Origin of the sequence: Petropleomorpha daqingensis, from assembly GCF_013408985.1 — a bacterium.
Lineage (GTDB): Bacteria > Actinomycetota > Actinomycetes > Mycobacteriales > Geodermatophilaceae > Petropleomorpha > Petropleomorpha daqingensis.
In genome coordinates this window covers 246,671-263,919 of the sequence record NZ_JACBZT010000001.1, presented here as the reverse complement: position 1 = coordinate 263,919, position 17,249 = coordinate 246,671, and the positions used below count along the sequence as shown (strand labels likewise).

20 protein-coding genes are annotated in these 17,249 nt (G+C 72.2%); 11 read left to right on the top strand and 9 right to left on the bottom strand.

Going from position 1 to position 17,249, the window contains the following annotated elements; translation table 11 throughout:
* Positions 1–145 precede the first annotated feature (145 nt).
* Together GGQ55_RS01295 and GGQ55_RS01290 are read right to left on the bottom strand one after the other, a co-directional pair.
* On the bottom strand, positions 146–925 hold the full coding sequence (locus tag GGQ55_RS01295) for a prepilin peptidase (RefSeq protein WP_179714759.1): 780 nt from the start codon (positions 923–925) through the stop codon (positions 146–148).
* A gap of 69 nt (positions 926–994) precedes the next feature.
* The gene (locus GGQ55_RS01290; protein ID WP_179714758.1) at positions 995–1,420 is read right to left on the bottom strand and encodes a DUF1810 domain-containing protein; all 426 of its coding nucleotides are present in this window, start codon (positions 1,418–1,420) and stop codon (positions 995–997) included.
* Positions 1,421–1,495: 75 nt separating this feature from the next.
* Here GGQ55_RS01290 and GGQ55_RS01285 point away from each other — a divergent pair, with 75 nt between their 5' ends.
* A complete protein-coding gene (locus GGQ55_RS01285) occupies positions 1,496–1,837 on the top strand; it encodes a YciI family protein (RefSeq protein WP_179714757.1) in 342 nt (113 codons plus the stop codon).
* Entirely contained in the window at positions 1,834–3,033 is a 1,200-nt protein-coding gene (locus GGQ55_RS01280; protein ID WP_179714756.1) for an RNA polymerase sigma factor, read from the top strand. Before GGQ55_RS01285 ends, GGQ55_RS01280 begins: the two co-directional genes overlap by 4 nt.
* Here the strand turns inward: GGQ55_RS01280 and GGQ55_RS01275 are convergent.
* Positions 3,002–3,619 carry a TetR/AcrR family transcriptional regulator gene (locus GGQ55_RS01275; RefSeq protein WP_179714755.1) on the bottom strand — a complete coding sequence of 206 codons (618 nt, stop codon included), beginning with the start codon at positions 3,617–3,619 and terminating at the stop codon, positions 3,002–3,004. The genes GGQ55_RS01280 and GGQ55_RS01275 overlap by 32 nt on opposite strands.
* Positions 3,620–3,732: 113 nt before the next feature.
* Here GGQ55_RS01275 and GGQ55_RS01270 point away from each other — a divergent pair, with 113 nt between their 5' ends.
* The 5 genes from GGQ55_RS01270 (at position 3,733) to GGQ55_RS01250 (ending at position 9,026) form a co-directional block, all read left to right on the top strand.
* Entirely contained in the window at positions 3,733–4,536 is an 804-nt protein-coding gene (locus GGQ55_RS01270; RefSeq protein ID WP_179714754.1) for an SDR family NAD(P)-dependent oxidoreductase, read from the top strand.
* Positions 4,533–5,651: a DUF5938 domain-containing protein gene (locus GGQ55_RS01265; protein ID WP_179714753.1), complete on the top strand. Its 1,119-nt coding sequence runs from the start codon at positions 4,533–4,535 to the stop codon at positions 5,649–5,651. The genes GGQ55_RS01270 and GGQ55_RS01265 overlap by 4 nt, the downstream gene beginning before the upstream one ends.
* Positions 5,648–7,204, top strand: coding sequence for an acyl-CoA synthetase (locus GGQ55_RS01260; protein ID WP_179714752.1), 1,557 nt, complete (start codon positions 5,648–5,650; stop codon positions 7,202–7,204). Before GGQ55_RS01265 ends, GGQ55_RS01260 begins: the two co-directional genes overlap by 4 nt.
* A 66-nt stretch (positions 7,205–7,270) precedes the next feature.
* A complete protein-coding gene (locus tag GGQ55_RS01255; RefSeq protein ID WP_179714751.1) occupies positions 7,271–8,161 on the top strand; it encodes a trypsin-like serine protease in 891 nt (296 codons plus the stop codon).
* A 118-nt stretch (positions 8,162–8,279) separates the two neighbouring features.
* A complete protein-coding gene (locus GGQ55_RS01250; protein ID WP_179714750.1) occupies positions 8,280–9,026 on the top strand; it encodes a hypothetical protein in 747 nt (248 codons plus the stop codon).
* Here the strand turns inward: GGQ55_RS01250 and GGQ55_RS01245 are convergent, their stop codons facing one another.
* A complete protein-coding gene (locus tag GGQ55_RS01245) occupies positions 9,027–9,926 on the bottom strand; it encodes an alpha/beta hydrolase (protein WP_179714749.1) in 900 nt (299 codons plus the stop codon). It abuts the gene before it with no gap.
* Positions 9,927–10,038: 112 nt separating this feature from the next.
* On the opposite strand from GGQ55_RS01245, the gene GGQ55_RS01240 reads away from it, so the two are divergent.
* Positions 10,039–10,944, top strand: coding sequence for a helix-turn-helix domain-containing protein (locus GGQ55_RS01240; protein WP_179714748.1), 906 nt, complete (start codon positions 10,039–10,041; stop codon positions 10,942–10,944).
* A gap of 3 nt (positions 10,945–10,947) precedes the next feature.
* On the opposite strand, the gene GGQ55_RS01235 is transcribed toward GGQ55_RS01240, so the two are convergent.
* On the bottom strand, positions 10,948–11,619 hold the full coding sequence (locus GGQ55_RS01235) for an acetate uptake transporter (protein ID WP_179714747.1): 672 nt from the start codon (positions 11,617–11,619) through the stop codon (positions 10,948–10,950).
* A gap of 125 nt (positions 11,620–11,744) precedes the next feature.
* A complete protein-coding gene (locus GGQ55_RS26420) occupies positions 11,745–11,897 on the bottom strand; it encodes a hypothetical protein (RefSeq protein ID WP_218859117.1) in 153 nt (50 codons plus the stop codon).
* A 225-nt stretch (positions 11,898–12,122) separates the two neighbouring features.
* On the opposite strand from GGQ55_RS26420, the gene GGQ55_RS01225 reads away from it, so the two are divergent.
* On the top strand, positions 12,123–12,401 hold the full coding sequence (locus GGQ55_RS01225; protein ID WP_179714746.1) for a hypothetical protein: 279 nt from the start codon (positions 12,123–12,125) through the stop codon (positions 12,399–12,401).
* A 20-nt stretch (positions 12,402–12,421) separates the two neighbouring features.
* Positions 12,422–12,652, top strand: coding sequence for a hypothetical protein (locus GGQ55_RS01220; RefSeq protein ID WP_179714745.1), 231 nt, complete (start codon positions 12,422–12,424; stop codon positions 12,650–12,652).
* On the opposite strand, the gene GGQ55_RS01215 is transcribed toward GGQ55_RS01220, so the two are convergent.
* The gene (locus tag GGQ55_RS01215; RefSeq protein ID WP_179714744.1) at positions 12,645–13,385 is read right to left on the bottom strand and encodes a hypothetical protein; all 741 of its coding nucleotides are present in this window, start codon (positions 13,383–13,385) and stop codon (positions 12,645–12,647) included. The two genes, GGQ55_RS01220 and GGQ55_RS01215, sit on opposite strands and share 8 nt — an antisense overlap.
* Positions 13,386–13,470: 85 nt before the next feature.
* Between GGQ55_RS01215 and GGQ55_RS01210 the strand changes: the two genes are divergently transcribed.
* On the top strand, positions 13,471–13,647 hold the full coding sequence (locus GGQ55_RS01210; protein WP_179714743.1) for a hypothetical protein: 177 nt from the start codon (positions 13,471–13,473) through the stop codon (positions 13,645–13,647).
* A 27-nt stretch (positions 13,648–13,674) separates the two neighbouring features.
* On the opposite strand, the gene GGQ55_RS01205 is transcribed toward GGQ55_RS01210, so the two are convergent.
* A complete protein-coding gene (locus GGQ55_RS01205; protein WP_179714742.1) occupies positions 13,675–15,702 on the bottom strand; it encodes a primary-amine oxidase in 2,028 nt (675 codons plus the stop codon).
* Positions 15,703–15,732: 30 nt separating this feature from the next.
* Entirely contained in the window at positions 15,733–17,244 is a 1,512-nt protein-coding gene (locus GGQ55_RS01200) for an APC family permease (RefSeq protein ID WP_218859115.1), read from the bottom strand.
* Between the last annotated feature and the right edge of the window lie 5 nt (positions 17,245–17,249).

Here is a 17,249-nt window from a genome sequence, read left to right as displayed (position 1 = left end):
ACGTGCGTTCAGTCGAGTGTCAACGAGGCACGGCCCCGCTCCCCGGCAGTCGGCAGCAGTCTTGCGGTGCTCTGAAGGCTTTAGCGGTCGTGCAGGACCGCTAGAGCTTGCAGAACACCGCAAGAGCGTTGCGCGCGATCGTCCCTCAGCGGTGGGTCAGCACGCCGGCCAGCGGCTCGGTGACCCACAGGGCCAGGAGCGCCCCGGCCACCATGAACGGCCCGAAGGGCACCTCCGCCTTGCGGCCGAGCGGGCTGACCGCCATCACGACCAGCCCGACCAGCGCGCCGAGGATGAAGGCGGCGAAGGCACCGACGACCAGCGTGCTCCAGGAGAACCAGCCGAGCACCAGGCCGATCAGGCCGGAGAACTTCACGTCGCCGAAGCCCATGCCGGCGGGGTGGATGAGGGCCAGGGCGAGGTAGCAGCCGAACAGCACCGCCGCGCCGAGGACGGCCCGGCCGAGCGAGGCCCAGTCGCCGCTCACGCCGGCCGCCGCCGCGAACAGCGCCAGCAGCAGCGGGTAGGCCGGCAGGACCAGGACGTCGGGCAGCCGGCGCACGTCGAGGTCGATGCCGGACAGCGCCACGCCGAGCGCGGTGAAGGTCAGGAGCGCCGGCACCGCGGCGGCCTGGTCGAGCTGGAGCGCGCGCCACGTCACGAGCACGAACAGCGCGCCGGTCAGCGCCTCGACCAGGTGGTACCGGGCCGCGATGGAGCGGTCGCAGCAGGCGGACCGGCCACGCAGCAGCAGCCAGCCCGCGACCGGGACGTCGTGCCGGGCGAGGATCGGCGTGCCGCAGTCGGGGCAGTGCGAGGCGGGCGAGACCACGGACAGACCGGCCGGGACCCGGTGGATCACCACGTCGAGGAACGAGCCGATCGCCAGGCCCAGCGCACCGACGAGCACCAGCAGCAGGACCACGGGAACCCCTAGGACGGAGGGATCCGCAGTCTAGGGATCCGTTACGCCCCGGACGGGGACGTCGGTGGATTACTCCCCCCTTTGGAGCAGGTCGAGGGTGGCCTCGTCCGGGCGGCCGCCGAAGTACCTGTCCAGGACGGCGGCGAACACCGGGTCGCCGCCGGCGCGGGAGAACAGCGTCATCGACGAGCGCAGCTTCACCGCGTCGATCGGCCCCAGGACGGCGACGGCGTCGTCCCCGGGCAGGTCGAGCAGGGCCTGCGCGCACTCGACCAGCCGCGGGCCGAGCACCGGGTGGGCGAGGTAGTCGCGGGCCTCGTCCAGCCCCGCCAGCGCGTAGTACTGCGAGGTCGGGCTGCGGCCCAGCCCGGCGATCTGGGGCAGCACGAACCAGATCCAGTGCCCCTGCTTGCGCCCCGCCCGCAGCTCGCGCAGCGCCTGCTCGTAGACACCGGAGGCCTGCGCGTCGAGGAATCTCGAGAGATCTGCGCTCATCTGTCGATCCGGCCGCCGTCCGTTCGTGTAGGAGGTGAGCCGGCAGGGAGCCGGCGTCCGAGGAGGAGAGCAGAGATGGCCCAGTACCTGATCGGCATGTACCAGCCCGACGGCATCGTCCCGCCGCCGGAGTTCCTCGCCCCGATCATGGCCCGGCTCGGCGAGCTGACGGAGGAGATGCAGAAGGAGGACGTCTGGGTGTTCGCCGGCGGGCTGCACGACCCGTCCACCGCGACCGTCCTGCGGACCAAGGACGACGGCGACGTGCTCGTCACCGACGGCCCGTACACCGAGGGCAAGGAGCACCTCGGCGGGTTCGTCGTCGTCGACGTGCCGGACCTCGACGCCGCGCTGCACTGGGCGCGCAAGCAGGCCGAGATCACCGGGCTGCCGACCGAGGTGCGGCCCTTCCGGTGACCGACGTCGCGCGGGTCTTCCGCGAGGAGCACGGCCGCGCCGTCGCCGTCCTGACCCGCGTCCTCGGCGACCTCGACCTCGCCGAGGACGCGGTGCAGGACGCCTTCCTCACCGCGCTGACGCACTGGCCGGAGCACGGCGTCCCGCCCAGCCCGGCCGGCTGGATCCTCACCACCGCCCGCAACCGGGCGATCGACCGGCTGCGCCGGGAGGCGAGCCGGGACGACCGGCACGCCCAGGCCGCGCTGCTGCACGCCCAGGAAGAACGCGAGGAGGACGCCGTGCAGGACGACCGGCTCCGCCTGATCTTCACCTGCTGCCACCCCGCGCTCGCGCCGAACGCCCAGGTCGCGCTGACCCTGCGGCTGCTCGGCGGGCTGACCACCGCCGAGATCGCCCGCGCGTTCCTCGTGCCCGAGACGACGATGGCGCAGCGGCTGGTGCGGGCGAAGGGCAAGATCCGCGACGCCCGCATCCCGTACCGGGTGCCGGAGGAGGCGGAGCTGCCCGACCGGCTGCGACCCGTCCTCGCCGTCGTCTACCTGGTCTTCACCGAGGGCCACACGGCGACGTCGGGGGACGCCCTGAGCCGCGACGACCTGCGCGCCGAGGCGATCCGGCTCGGCCGGCTGCTGGCCGCGCTCATGCCCGACGAGCCGGAGGTGCTCGGGCTGCTCGGGCTGATGCTGCTGGTCGAGTCGAGGCAGCGGGCGCGCATCGGCGAGGACGGCGCGCAGGTGCTGCTCGCCGACCAGGACCGCGACCGCTGGGACCCCGCGCTCATCGCCGAGGGCCAGGAGCTGGTCCGCCGCTGCCTGCGCCGCAACCGGCCCGGCCCGTACCAGGTGCAGGCGGCGATCCAGGCCGTCCACTCCGAGGGGAGGACGGACTGGCGGCAGGTCGTGCGGCTCTACGACCAGCTGCTCGTCCTCACCCCGACGCCGGTGGTGGCGCTCAACCGCGCGGTCGCGGTGGCGGAGGTCGACGGCCCGGCCGCCGGGCTGGCGATCGTCGACCGGCTCGCGCTGCCCGGCTACGCGCTGTTCCACGGCATCCGTGCCGACCTGCTCCGCCGGCTGGGTCGGCCGGAAGCGGAAGACGAGTACGCCCGCGCCGAGCAGCTCGCCGCCAACGAGGCCGAGCGGGCGTTCTACCGCGCGCGGCTCAGCGCACCAGGTGGGGCAGCACCTCGGTGACCGCGGCCCGCAGGTCCGCGGCGGCGCCCGGCTCGCCGGCCAGCTCGCGGATCAGGGCCTGCTGGAACAGCCCGTCGAACACGGCGTACATCGACGGCGAGGAGATCTGCGGCTGCCGCCCGGACAGCTGCGCGTAGCGGGTGACGATCCGCCAGATCATCTGCTCCAGCGACAGGTCGATCGCGGCGACGTCGGCGCGGAAGGCCGGCTCGAACATCGACTGGTTGCGCAGGTCGTACCAGAGGCGGTGCATCGGCGCCTCGTCGGTCAGCGTCTCGGCCAGCTTGTCGAGGAAGCCCGCGGCCAGCTCCTGCGCCGTCGTCGCGGTCGCGACGACCTCGTCGTAGCGGGTGACGCAGACCGCCTTGTACTCGCGCACGCAGTGGGTGATCAGGTCGGTCTTGTCGGCGAAGTAGTAGTGCAGGACCCCGTGCGAGTACTCCGAGTTCTGCGCGATGTCGCGCAGGCCGGTCTGGGCGTAGCCACGCTCGGCGAGGGTCTTCAGGGCGGCTTCGGCCAGCTCGTTGCGCCGGGCCGTGAACTTGTCCACCGGCCGGCGCGCCACCCGCTCCGCTGCTGTGGTCACGCGCGGATCGTACGGTCTTGACGACTGTCAAAGAAAGTCTTGACACCCGTCAAGGCGACCTACGAGCATGACCGCCGTCACACGGGGGACGGGCCAGCGCAAGGGAGCGCGGAATGTCGGTGTGGGACCTGAACGGACGCAAGGCACTGGTCACCGGAGGAGCGCGCGGGCTCGGTCAGGCCATGGCCGAGGCGCTCACCAGGGCCGGTGCGGCGGTGATGATCGGCGACGTCCTCGACGAGCTCGGCGCCGAGACCGCGCAGCTGCTGGCCAAGGACGGCGCGACGGCCGGCTTCACCCACCTCGACGTCACCGACGAGGCCAGCTGGGAGGCCGCGGTCGCGGCGACCGTGGCCGAGCTCGGCGGGTTCGACGTCCTGGTCAACAACGCCGGCATCGAGATCACCGAGCTGGTGGTCGACCTCGACCCGGCCAACCTGCGCCGGATGCTCGACATCAACGTCGTCGGCACCGCGCTCGGCATGAAGCACGCCTTCCGCGCGATGCGCCCCGGCGGCGCGGCCGGCGACGGCGGCTCGGTGGTCAACATCGCCAGCGTCGCGGCGACCATCGCCTTCCCGGGCATCGCCGGCTACTCCGGCACCAAGTCCGCGATCGACCGGATGACCCGGATCGCCGCCACCGAGGCCGGCAAGCTCGGCTACGGCGTCCGCGTCAACTGCATCTACCCGGGCCTGGTGCCGACCGCGATGGGCATGCAGCTCGCCGTCGACTGCGCGGAGCTGGGCCTGTTCCCCAGCGTCGAGGAGGCGGTGGGCGCGGTCGTCGCGCTGACGCCGTCCGGACGCCTCGGTGAGCCGAGCGACATGGCCGACGCCGTCGTCTTCCTCGCCTCCGACGCCAGCCGCTTCGTCAACGGCACCGGCCTCGCGGTGGACGGGGGCATGGGCTCATGAGCACGAAGCCCGTCGTCGTCTACGGCGCCTCCGGCTACACCGGCCGGCTGATCTGCGAGTACCTGCGCGAGCTCAACGTCCCGTTCGTCGCGGCCGGGCGGAACAAGGACCTGCTGCAGGAGGTGGTCGGCCGGATCCCGGGCATCGAGACCGCCGACCACGACATCGTCGAGGTGGAGAACACCGTCGAGGCGCTCACCGACCTGTTCACCGGCGCCAAGGTCGTCTGCAACACCGTCGGCCCGTTCATCAAGTACGGCTTCGAGGTGGCCGAGGCGTGCCTGGCCACCGGCGCGCACTACCTGGACACCACCGGTGAGCAGGACTGGGTGATGGCCGCCCAGGAACGGTTCGGGACGGCGTTCGCCGACAAGGGCCTGCTGCTCGCCCCGGGGATCGCGCAGATGTACACGACCGGCGAGATCGCGGCCAACATCGCACTCGAGACGGCCGGTCTGGACACCCTCGACATCCTCGTGCTCTGGAAGGGGTTCCCGACCTACGCCTCGACCCAGACGATCTTCACCATCCTCAAGGCCGACTGGTTCCACCTCCAGGAGAACCAGTACGTGAAGGTCGACCCGCTGTCGAAGTGGGACGTCGTCGTCCCCGGCCAGCACGAGCTCGGCCTGACCGTGCCGTGGGGCGGCACCAGCCACCCGGTCTGGTTCAAGGACGACCCTCGGGTGGCCAACGTGAAGGTGCAGGGCGGGGTGATGAACCGGCCGGTCATGGAGGCCGTCGTCGCCACCACCGCGGCGGTGGAGAAGGACATCAAGACGCTGCCCCGCGAGCAGTGGGACGAGGCCCTGGGCGCGATCGCCGACCAGTGGGCGAGCGGCATGCCGCCGCGGGAGAACCCGCGGATCAACATCTCGGTCGACTCGGTGCACGCGTCGGGGCCGCTGGGCCGCAAGCACGTGGTCATCCACGGCAACAGCAACTACAAGCAGACCGGGCTGATGCAGGCCTGGGCGGCGATGTCGCTGCTGCAGCAGCCGCCGCGGCGGGCCGGCTTCGCCAGCGGCTGCCAGGCGTTCGGGCACCGCGAGCTCTTCGGGGTGCTGCGCCAGTTCGGGCTGGTGCTCGACCCGGTGGTGACCGAGCACCGATGAGTCTCGCGGCCTACCTCGACAAGGGGGCGTCGCTCGGACCGGACGCGCCCTGCCTGACGATGGGGGAGCGCACCCTGTCGTACGCCGAGGTGCAGGCGTTCACCCGGCGGGTCGCCCGGGCGCTGGTGCGCTCGGGCGTCCGCCCGGGGGACTCGGTCGCCGTGCTCTCGGGCAACGACCCGACCGCGTTCGCCTGCGTCCTCGGCATCGCCCGCGCCGGGGCGGTGTGGTGCCCGGTCAACCCGCGCAACGAGGCGGAGGAGAACCGGGAGCTGCTCGCGCTGTTCGACTGCACGACGCTGCTCTACGCCGCGGCGTTCGCGCCGCTGGTGGCGAAGATCCGCGACCGGCTGCCGGTGCTCACCACGCTGGTCTGCCTCGACTCGCTCACCGCCGACGACCCGTCGCTGGCCGAGTGGCTGGACGCCGAGCCGGCGTCGTTCGACGACGTCGAGCCGCCGGACGACGTCGTCATGCTGGTCGGCACCGGCGGGACGACGGGCCGGCCGAAGGGGGTGCGGCTGACCGGCCGCAACCTCGAGACGATGACGGCGCTGACGCTGATGAGCTACCCGTTCGACGGGCGGCCGGTGTACCTGGCGCTGGCGCCGCTGACGCACGCCGCCGGGGTGCTGTGCTTCCCGGTGCTGGCGCTCGGCGGATCCGTGGTCGTCATGCCGGCGCCGGACCTCGGCGAGTTCCTCCGGCTGATCCCGTACCACCGGGTCACCCACGCGTTCCTGCCGCCGACGCTGATCTACCTGCTGCTCGCCCAGCCGGGGCTGGACGACACGGACCTGGCCTCGCTGCAGTGCCTCTGGTACGGCGCCGCGCCCATGGCGCCGGACCGGCTGGAGGAGGCGATCGTCCGGATCGGCCCGGTGCTCGGGCAGCTGTTCGGGCAGTCCGAGGCGCCGATGATGATCTCGACCCTGGCGCCGGCCGAGCACGTGCACCCCGACGGCTCTCTCGCGCGGGAGCGGTTCGGCTCGGCCGGCCGCCCGACGCCGCTGGTGACGGTGGCGATCATGGGGGACGACGGTTCGCTGCTGCCGCGCGGCGAGCGGGGCGAGGTCGTCGTCCGCGGCTCGCTGGTGATGGCCGGTTACCACAAGGACCCGGAGGCCACCGCCGAGGCATCGCGGTTCGGCTGGCACCACACCGGCGACATCGGCTACCTCGACGACGACGGCTACCTGTACCTGGTCGACCGCGCCAAGGACATTATCATCAGCGGCGGGTTCAACGTGTACTCGGCCGAGGTCGAGCGGGCCCTGATGGCCCACGACGGGGTGCTGGACTGCGCCGTCATCGGCCTGCCGGACCCGAAGTGGGGCGAGCGGGTGGTCGCCGTCGTCCAGCTGCGGGAGGGCGCCGAGGTGACCGGACCGGAGCTGCAGGCCTTCGCCAAGGAGCGGATCGGCAGCGTCAAGGCGCCCAAGCAGGTCGAGATCTGGGCCGATCTGCCGCGGTCGAAGATCGGCAAGGTGGTGAAACCGGAGATCAAGGCCCGCATGCGGGAGGGGTTGGTGGAACCGGACCGCTCGGTCTAGCGTGCCGGGGTCACATGTGCGCAGGGTCACAATGCGGTGACCCTGCCGGCCCTCGGAGGAACCCGCATGCGCAGACTCGGTCTGGTCCTGTTCGCCGCCCTGCTCGCCGCCTTCTGGACCACCGGTCCCGCGTCGGCGATCACCTACGGGGAGCCGGACGCCGGCGAGCACCCCTACGTCGGGTTCATGATCTTCTTCGACCCGTCCGAGCCCGGCTGGTTCAGCTGCTCGGGCACGCTGCTGGACAAGAACACCTTCCTCACGGCCGGGCACTGCACCTACCCCGTCGGCACCAAGGGCGCGGCGACGCCGGGGCACACCGGCGGCACCGACGTGTGGGTGACCTTCGACGACACCGACGTGCTCGCCGGCTGGCCGGCGCGCGCCGACTACCCGGACGAGCAGTCCCTGTACCGGGCCCGCGTCGCGTGGCTGAACACGCACGGCTTCGTGCAGGGCAAGGCGATCCCGAACCCGTCCTACGACGACTTCGCGTCGTTCCCGGCGAACTACGACGTCGGCGTCGTCGAGCTGAGCAAGGCCGTGCGGATGAGCACCTACGGGGCGCTCGCCCCCCTCGGCACCGCCGAGCGGCTCTACTCCAGTGGCAACCCGAACGACGCCCTGGTGGAGAACGTGGGCTACGGCATCCAGTCCGTGGAGCCCAAGCCGATGGAGGTCGACAGCCGGTACAAGTCCACCTCGCGGATCGTCGAGGTCAACGGCAACTCCTCCAAGGCCGGCAACCTGCACACGCTGAACAACCCCAGCGCGACCGGCGGCACCGGGGGCACCTGCTTCGGCGACTCCGGCGGCCCGGTCTTCGTGAACAACACGAACCAGATCGTGTCCGTGGTCTCGTACGGCAACAGCGGCACCTGCCACGGCGCGGACTACTCGTGGCGGGTCGACACGCAGGACAGCTACGCGTTCCTGCGCCCGTACCTGGCGCGCTGACGGTCGGTCCTCGTGCTCTGCCCACCCGCCGGTGGGCAGAGCACGAGGACGCTCAGCAGGCCGCCACGGAGGCCCCCGAGGGAGCAGGATCGGCAGACCGGACGAGGGGTGAACGCCCGTGAGCACCGACCAGTCGACCCTGCTGACCCCTGACCAGCTGCTCGACGAGCTCGAGGTCCTGGCGGCCGTGGAGCACGCGATGGTCGTCGAGTGGCTCACCGTGGGCTGCGCCCTCGGCATGGACCTGCCGCCGGAGGACGGCGGGCCGCTCACCGACGCGGCCCGCGACGCGGCGGGAGCGGCGGCCTCGATCGCGCAGGACGAGATGCGCCACCTGTCCCGCGTGTGCCGGGTGCTGGCGGACGCCGGTCGCAGCCCCTCGCTCGACCGGGCGGCCGCGGTCACCGGACCGGCCGGCGTCCTCGACCTGACCCCGCCGACCGTGGCCGACGCGCCGGCGCTGATCGCCCGCGAGGAGGCGCTGGCCGCCGCGGTCGACTGGAACTACGCGCGGCTGCTGCCGTCGGCGGCGGTCGTGGACGGCGCGCAGGACGTGCTCCAGGACGGCGGCACGCACGCGGCCGGCGCCGCCGCGCTGCGCCGCGCACTCGGCGACCCACCGCCGGCCGACGCCGTCCGGGTGCGGCGGCGCACCGCGGCCGACGCCTCCGAGCAGCGGTTGCTCGACGCCGGCGACAGCGGCTACGCGGTGGTCGCCGACGCGCTGCGCCAGTGGCTCGGGGCGGCGGACCCGTTCGCCGGCGGCGGCTTCCGGCAGCTCGCCGTCCGGGCGATGGGGCACCTCGACGAGCTGGACCGGCTGCAGGCGCAGCGCGGCCTGCTGCCGGCGTTCACCGTCCCCTGATCACAGGTACTTGCGGAACCACGCGAGCTGCCGCGGCGCCGACTCGGCGAACGCCTCGCCGACGTAGGCCTCGAAGTGCCCGCACGGCAGCGCGACCAGCTCCTTGGGCTGGCGGGCCTTCTCGAAGTACTCCAACGACAGGTCGGCGACGGTCAGGTGGTCCTGGCAGGCGACGACCATCAGCAGCGGCGTCGGGGCGATGTCGGCGATGTAGGCGCCGGGCTCGTACTCGACGAACATCTCCACCGAGCGCAGCGTGACCTCGTTGCGCCAGTTGGGGGCGCGGTCCTGGATGGGCCCGAAGAAGAAGTCGTGCGTGTCCTGGGTTGGCAGCGCCGCGGGCTCGGCCGGGTCCTTCTCCCACGCGACCTGCATCATCTGCGGCGCCGCACCGGCGTAGCGGGCCGCGCGGTCGGCGTCGAACAACTGCCGGGTCGCGGCGAACAGGTCGGAGCGGATCAGCCGCCGCGCGTTGGCCAGCCCGCTGACCAGCGGCACCTGCGACACCACGGCCTTGACCCGCCGGTCGAGCGCGGCGACGACCAGCACGTGCGCGCCGCTGTAGCTGGAGCCCCAGATGCCGATCCGCTCGGGGTCGGCCCACGGCTGGGTCTGCGCCCAGGTGATCGCCGTCCGGTAGTCGCGGACCTGCTGCCAGGGGTCGATCTCGCCGCGCGGGGTGCCGTCGGAGGCACCCAGGTTGCGGTTGTCGTAGACCAGCACGCCGAGGCCGCCGTCGCAGAAGAAGCCGGCGAAGTCGTCGAGCAGGTGCTCCTTCACGGCGGAGAAGCCGTGGGCCATGACGACGAGCGGCGTGGGGCCGGTCGCGCCGTCCGGCGCGTAGTGCCAGCCGCGCAGCGTGACGCCGTCCTCGGTGCGGAACTCGATGTCCTCTCGCATGCCGGCGACCCTGCCCGGGTGCGCGGGCCGCCGTCGCGACGATCCCCGCAGTGCGGACGGCGTTGCCCGCAGACCTTGCGCTGGAGGAGGGCGGGGCGCTTCCATGCCCGCCATGGCCCTCGCGACGCAGCGGTGGCGTCCGGCGCGGCTGCCACCGGACGAGCGCGTCGACGCCTTCCGCGAGGCGGTGAGCGCCACCCACCTGCCGTGGTCGGTCACCCCGGACGGGGAGGGTGCGGACGACGACGGGCTGACCCGCTACCGCCTGGGCGACCTGGCGCTGGTCGACTGCCGGTGCGGCCCGTGCTCGGGGTTCCGGGGGCGGAGCCAGTTCGCCGCGACCGCCGAGGACGCCGTCGGCGTGCTGTTCGTGCGCGGCGGCGCCGAGCAGGTGGAGGTGGCGGGGGAGCGGTACGTCGTCCGGCCGGGCTCGGCGCTGGTGTGGCGGGGCGACGAGGCCGTGCGCTTCCGGGTGCCCGGCCGGCTGCACAAGTGGACGCTGCTGGTGCCGCGGACCCGGATGCCGGCCGTGGGCACCCGGCTGCTGGACGGCGAGGCGGTCGGCCTGCTCACCGCCCTCCTGGGGACGGCGATGCGCTCGGCGGAGGCCCTCGACGCGCGGCTGGCGCTGCCGGTGGCCGACGCCGCGGTCGACCTGCTCGCCGGGGCGCTGCGGCCGGCGTCGCCGTCCTCGTCGGAGGCCGCCTGGGTGCGGGTGTCGTCCTACGTGCACCGGCACCTGCGCGACCCGCTGCTCGACCCCGCGCGGATCGCGGCCGCCGCCTACCTCTCGCCGCGGTCGCTCTACGCGCTGTTCGCCGCCCGCGGCGACACCCCGGCGCGGTACGTCCGCCGGCTGCGGCTGCAGGCTGCGCACCGGGACCTGCAGCGCGGCGGGGCGGGCGTGACCGTCGCCGGGGTGGCGTCGTCCTGGGGGTTCACCGACCAGGCGACCTTCGGCCGGAACTTCCGCGCCGCGTACGGGCGGACGCCGGACGAGGTGCGCCGGGGCGGCTGAGGGTCAGCGCATCGGCGGGTTCGGCAGCATGGACCTCCCGAACGTCGAGGACAGCACACCGGCCGCCGCGCAGTACCAGGCGACGACGGCGGTGATGATCCCGAGGTAGCCGCCGACGACGGTGACGCCGGACGACCCGGCCAGTGCCCCGGCGCCGAGCACGTAGAACGTCGCGGCCAGCAGGGCGAACAGGGCGACCAGGCCCATCGTGGTGCGCAGCGAACCCAGGAGCATCAGCGTCGTGAAGATGCCCCAGGCGATCAGGAACCAGCCCGACGCCTTGCCGGCGTCGGCGGCGGGGACCTTGTCGGCGTAGAAGGTCACGAACGCCCAGTAGGAGATCCAGAAGGCGCCGAACGAGCCGAACGCCGTCGCGCCGAACGTGTTGCCGCGGCGGAACTCCCACATGCCGGCGAGCAGCTGGGCCAGACCGCCGTAGGCCAGTGCCAACCCCAGGACGATCGGCGCCGTCGCTTCCGGCATCCACTTCGCGTTGACCAGGCTGAGCACGAAGGTGGTGAGGGCGAACGCGGCGAGGCCGAGCGGAGCGGGATCGGCGATCGAGCCGGCTCCCTCCACGGTCCGCGCGGTCTCCGCGCCCTTCCGGCCGGCGGTGGCGTCTTCCTCGGCGCTGATGCGGGCGCCGAGTTCGGCGAGGTCGGGGTGATCGTGCATGGTCGTCCTCCTCAGGACTGCGAATTCCGCACCACGACGACCTGATGTTGCGCTCAGCAACCGGGGTCGCACCCGCCTGCCAGGAAGTTGACAGGTAACCGGCAGCGGGCTCTCAACCCCGCCGGTCAGCCCGTGATGCGCATGCTCCGCACCCGGTCGCCGGCGACCTCGAAGGTGAAGGTGGACGGGCCGTTGAAGCCGCCGCCGCTGACCGCGAGGCGCGCGGTGGTGGTGTCGCCGTCCACGGTGATCTCCTGGACGCGGAACCGGGCGTGCACGCCGATGTTCTCGGCGTCGTCCCAGCGCCTGATCTCGGCGTGGCCGCGGAATACCCGGCCCCCAGTCGTCGACGAACCCGTCCTCGGTGAACGCGTCGACGAAGGCGGCGCTGTCGCCGGCGTTGGTCGCCTCGATCACGCGGCTGACCGCCGCGGGCAGTTCCTCGGCCATGCCCGCAAGCCTGGCCCAAGCCCTGGGCAAGCGGCGAGCCGCAGGCTCCTCCCGTGTCGATGACGAAGCTCTTCGGGATCGTCGTCCTGATCTGCGGCGGGTGCGCCGTGGCCCTGGGCGTCGTCTTCTGGATCGCCGCGCCCTCGGCGGCCGCCGAGTACGGCCTCGGGATGGCGGCCGTCGGGGTGGGGATCTCGTTCGGCGGCGGCCTGCTGACCTGGCTCGGCAAGGACGCGTCGCCGTCCACCGGCCCGGCCCGACCGGCCACGGGGACGACCGACTACAGCGCCGCCTCGACGGTCGTCGACGGCGTCCTCGACCTGCTCAGCTGACCTTCTTCGAGAGGAACTCCATGTCCAAGTACGCGGTCATCGGTCTGCTCGTGATGCTGGCGGGCGCAGCCGCGATCGTCGCCGGCGCCCTGCTCGTGGGCACCCGGGAAGGGGTCGGCCTCGGGCTGATCTTCGGCGGCGTCGTCGTCGACTTCATCGGGCTGTTCGTCGCGACGACGCAGGCCCGGCGCAACGGCGCTCAGGGCAACGGCGGCAACGTGCCGAGCGGACTGTCGAACTTCCTCAGCTGACGGCGGGGGCGAGCGCGCGGCCGAGCGCGGTGGCGTGGGTCAGGCGCAGCCCGGCCGACAGCCACAGCAGGACGTCGTGCAGGCGCAGCCGGGTCAGTGCGAGCCCGTGCTCGGCGACGGCGGCCTCGAGCCGGTGGAACCCGCCGGCCTGCGCCTGGAGCTCGCGGTGGATCACCGCCTCGATGCCGCTGTCGCCCTCCTTGAGGTGCGGCCACAGCTGGCGGCGGGTGGACGGCGCCACGAGCGGGAAGAGCGCCGGCCAGCGGTGGTGCAGCGCGGCGGGGACGTAGCCGGGGGGCACGCCGGGCAGGGTGCCGAGGTCGCGCAGCGCGGCGCCGACGGTGCCGGGCTCGGCGAGCACGGAGAACTCCTCGGCGGGCAGCTCCCAGAACGCCCGGCCGTCCGCGCGGTCGACCGCGGCCTGGGCGAGCGGTGCGGCGTCGTCGAGGGCCCTGCGGACCGTCGTCCAGTCCTCGCGGTTCAGCCGCCCGTGCAGGCCTTCGGCGGTGAGGACGTCGGGGTCGCCGAGCGGGCCCTCGGTGCGCGGCCGGGCGTCGAAGCGCTCGTAGCCGAACGCGAGCACCTGCACCCAACGGCCCTCGGCAGACACCGGCGAGCGGAACCAGAGAGGTCGCCGTCCGCGGGCGTAGCCGAGGACCGCGGCCAGCGCCGTGTCGATCGCGAGTGGTTCCGGGCCGGCGCTGGGCAGGTCGAGTACGACGCCGCCGTCCACGGATCCGAGGCTAGTCCCGCCCAAGGAGCCGCCAAGCACCGCACCGCAGGCTGCTGCCGACTCGAGATGGAGGAGGAGAACGGGCGTGAAGCGACTTGCCGGACTGACGGTGATGGCAGGCGGGGCCGTGGCCGGCCTCGGGTGGTACCTGCTGGACGACGGCACCCCGCTCGGCCCCCCGCTGGCCTTCCTGGGCGCCGGTCTGCTGCTCGCCGCGCTGGGCGCGGTGGGCATGACGCGCGACGGCCGCCGTCCCCGCTGACGAGGGGACGACGGCCGCCGCGGGACGTCAGTGCCCGGCCATGGGCAGCCCGCGGTCGGTGGCGGAGTGCCCGCAGGTGCAGGCGCCGTGCCCGCAGTGCGAGCAGGAGGCCGACGGCGGGAGGTCCAGCGCGGGGTTGCCGTCGAAGAAGCCGACCGGCTTGAGCATGAACCCGACGTAGGCGCAGGGCATGACCGGCCAGTCCTCGGGACGCACGATGTGGTGCGCGCCGACGGTGTACCAGAGGACGACGTCGGTGTTCTCCAGCGGCGCGTCGTCCGCCTGGTAGACCGGCAGGCCCTGCACGTCCGGTGACTGGTACGGGTAGTCGCCGGAGGCGTACAGCTCGCGGGGGTCGTACCTGGTGACCCAGAGGTTGTGCTGCACGAACCGCGCGCGGTCGTAGATCGCCGAGCCCTCCTGCACCATCGTCGGGACGACGTCGCGCGGCATGAGCTTGTAGCCGACCGGGCTGCCCAGCTCGTTGACCTTCGAGGGGTTGACCACCTTCCAGTAGCGCGCGGTCTCGTACTTCCAGTCGCGGGCGCCGGCGGCCTCCGAGGCGACCAGGGTGTCCCGCGTGATCCAGGCGTTGGAGTGCGGGTTGAGCCCGGGATCGGGCTCGGGGACCGAGTCCACCTCGTACACCGAGTTGTCCGGCCCGTCGACGGTCATGTCCATGCGGACGTTGAAGAAGTGCTGGTGGTGCGGGCCGTAGATGCCCGGGGCGACCAGGTTGCCCCACCGCGGCTTCTGGCCGACCGGGATCGCGCCGGTGGTGAGCACCCCGGTCAGCTTGATCTCGTACTCGATGTTGCCGTCGGTGTAGAGGTACCAGAAGAAGCCGTACTCGTAGTTGCCGACGGTGGCGATGAAGCTGATCACCAGCCGGCGGGAGCGGCGGACCTCGACCTCGCCGGTGCGGAAGTCGGTGTGCTTCCAGGCGATGCCGTAGTCCTCCTCGTGCATGCAGACCGCGTTCGGGATCGTCACCGCGTTGCCGAGCGAGTCGTTGACGACGCCGTCGAAGTAGAAGATCTCGCCGAGGCAGTCGCAGCCGAGGGTCAGCGGGTTGGCCATCAGGCCCATCCCGACCTCGCCCATGTCGAACACGTTCTTGTTCCAGTGCGTCGGCGAGGTGTCCCCGTAGGGCACCACCATCTCCGAGAGCGCCGCGCGGTACATGATCGGCCGCTCGACGCCGCGGTCGGTGTAGGCGAGCTGGTGCAGCACCAGGCCCTCGCGCGGGTTGAAGCCGACCCGCAGCGACCACTTCTGCCAGGTCACGTTCCAGCCGTCGACGGTGAAGCTCGGCCCCTCCGGCTGGGTGATCTCGATGGGCTTGAGGTCGTCGCGGAACTGCGTGAACGCGGGGCGGTTGTCCGGGGTGAACATGAACCGCTCGGAGTAGTTGCCGGCGGTCGGTGGCAGCGGGACGACGCCGTGGTCCTCGATGTGCAGCACGGTCATGGCGTCGAGGTCGAAGTGCACGATCAGCCCCTCGACCGGACGGGCGTAACCGTGCTCGCCCGGCGCCGAGCGCAGAAACGTCAGCGGGCGGCAGATCAGCGGCGAGTTGTCGTAGTGGTCCTGGGCGCCGTAGTAGCCGGCCGGCCAGGGGTCGATCATCGCCAGGTCGAAGTCGGTGACGCCGCGCTTGCGCATCGCCTCCTGCCAGCCCGGGTCCTCGCGGACGACCTTCTCCACGCCGTCCATGTGCTCGGCCAGGTAGGAGGGGAAGCGGCCGGGGACCGGCGTCCACGACTCGACCATGCCGAGGTCGAGGTCGACGATCCCCTCGAAGATCATCTTCTGCGCGTTGTCGTAGCTGACGACGAAGGCCTTGCGGGCCGGGATCGAGTCGAAGACCAGGTCCGCCGGCTTGGGCGGCTCCGCCAGCGAGATCATCACGAACCGCAGGGTGGTGGAGGTGTGGTCGCTGCCCTGGACGATCGCGGCGGCGCGCTCGATCTCGGGGCCGGTCAGCGGGTCGAGCGGATGGATGGCCGGACCCGAGCCGTCGGTGAGGTCGGCGAGGGCGGTGTCGACTGCCATGGGGAACGTGCTCCTGTCTCTGCGGGAGGGTCAGACGGTTTCGGTGGGCTTGCGCTCGAGCACCGCGAGGTGGGCCAGGGCGTCGGGGGCGGAGAGCTTCTGGGCCGACCGTCGTCCGAACACGTAGACCAGGAGGCCGACCAGCAGGCAGCCGGCGCTGATCGAGCCCAGCCAGGTCATCCAGGTGCCGGTGGGGACGTCGATCCACGGGGTGGCGAAGGAGTAGTAGACGCCGCCGAGGGTGGCCAGGCAGCCGACGACGGTGACCAGCCAGACGACCGGCATGCCACCGGGGATCCGCCAGAACTGCTCGGTGGCGTAGCGGTCGGCGTACTGCCGGCGCGCCAGCGGGAGCGGGAGGAAGAAGAAGAAGCCGGAGATCAGCCAGACCACCGACAGCGCGCCGGTCAGGTAGACGGTGACGTTGGCCAGGCTGGACTGGCTGAACAGCGCCACCATGATCGTCGAGGAGATCGCGCCCTGGACGAGGACGGCGGTCACCGGGTTGCGGGTGCGCGGGTTGAGGTGGGTGAAGATCCGCGGCAGGTGCCGTTCCAGGCCCGAGACGAAGATCAGCCGGGAGTAGGCGACCTGGTAGGTCACCAGCGCGACGAACACGATGACCGCCAGCACGATCGCGGCGATCTCCATCAGGCCGCTGAAGCCGGCCACGCCCAGCATGCCGACGACGCCGGTCACCGGGTCGATCTCGGCGGTGGGCAGCGCCATCATCGTGCCCAGCGTGGTGAGCAGGTAGATCGCGATCAGCGCCAGCGAGCCCCACAGGATCATCCGGGTGGCGCTGCGCTTCACCGACAGGAACTCCGCGCCCATGTTGAACGGCGTCTCGACGCCGACCAGGTAGAGCAGCACGGTGCCGAAGAGGAACCCGCCGACGGCGAAGTTGGGCACGAGGGTGTCGTGCAGGCTGAACTCGGTGGCCGGGCCGCCGTGGTTGGCCGCGTAGAGGGCGCCGGCCACGAAGATCACCGCCGTCAGCACGCCGTACACGACGAACGTGACGTTCATGATCTTCTGGTTCGCGGCGAGCTTGGCCAGCGCCAGCCCGATGACGACCCAGAGGATCACCAGCTGCAGGATGATCGACAGCGTCAGCCCGATCTCCGCGTGGAAGGCGAGCAGCAGCAGCTGCAGCACGATCGCCGGCGAGCTGGCCCCGTTGAGGATGACCGGGATCCAGGACAGGAAACCGCCGAAGAAGGCCAGCGGCTCGTTCATGGTCCGGTAGGCCCAGATGTAGACCCCGCCCTGGCCGGGCCAGAGGTTGCCGAGCTCGGCGACGGCCAGGCCGGCCGGCAGCAGGAACAGCAGGATGCCGAGGATCCACATGGGGATCGCCGTCCACCCGCCGGTCGCCATGACCGACGACCCGGTCAGCCAGCAGATGATGAAGACGTAGGTGGCGGTGAGCCCGAAGGTGCCGAGGACCTTGGGCAGCACCTGTTCGGGGACCAGCTCGGTGGTCATGAGCTTGTCGCGAGCGGTGGTGGGTGACTCCGGCGGTGCGGCGTCGATGGCCATGCTGC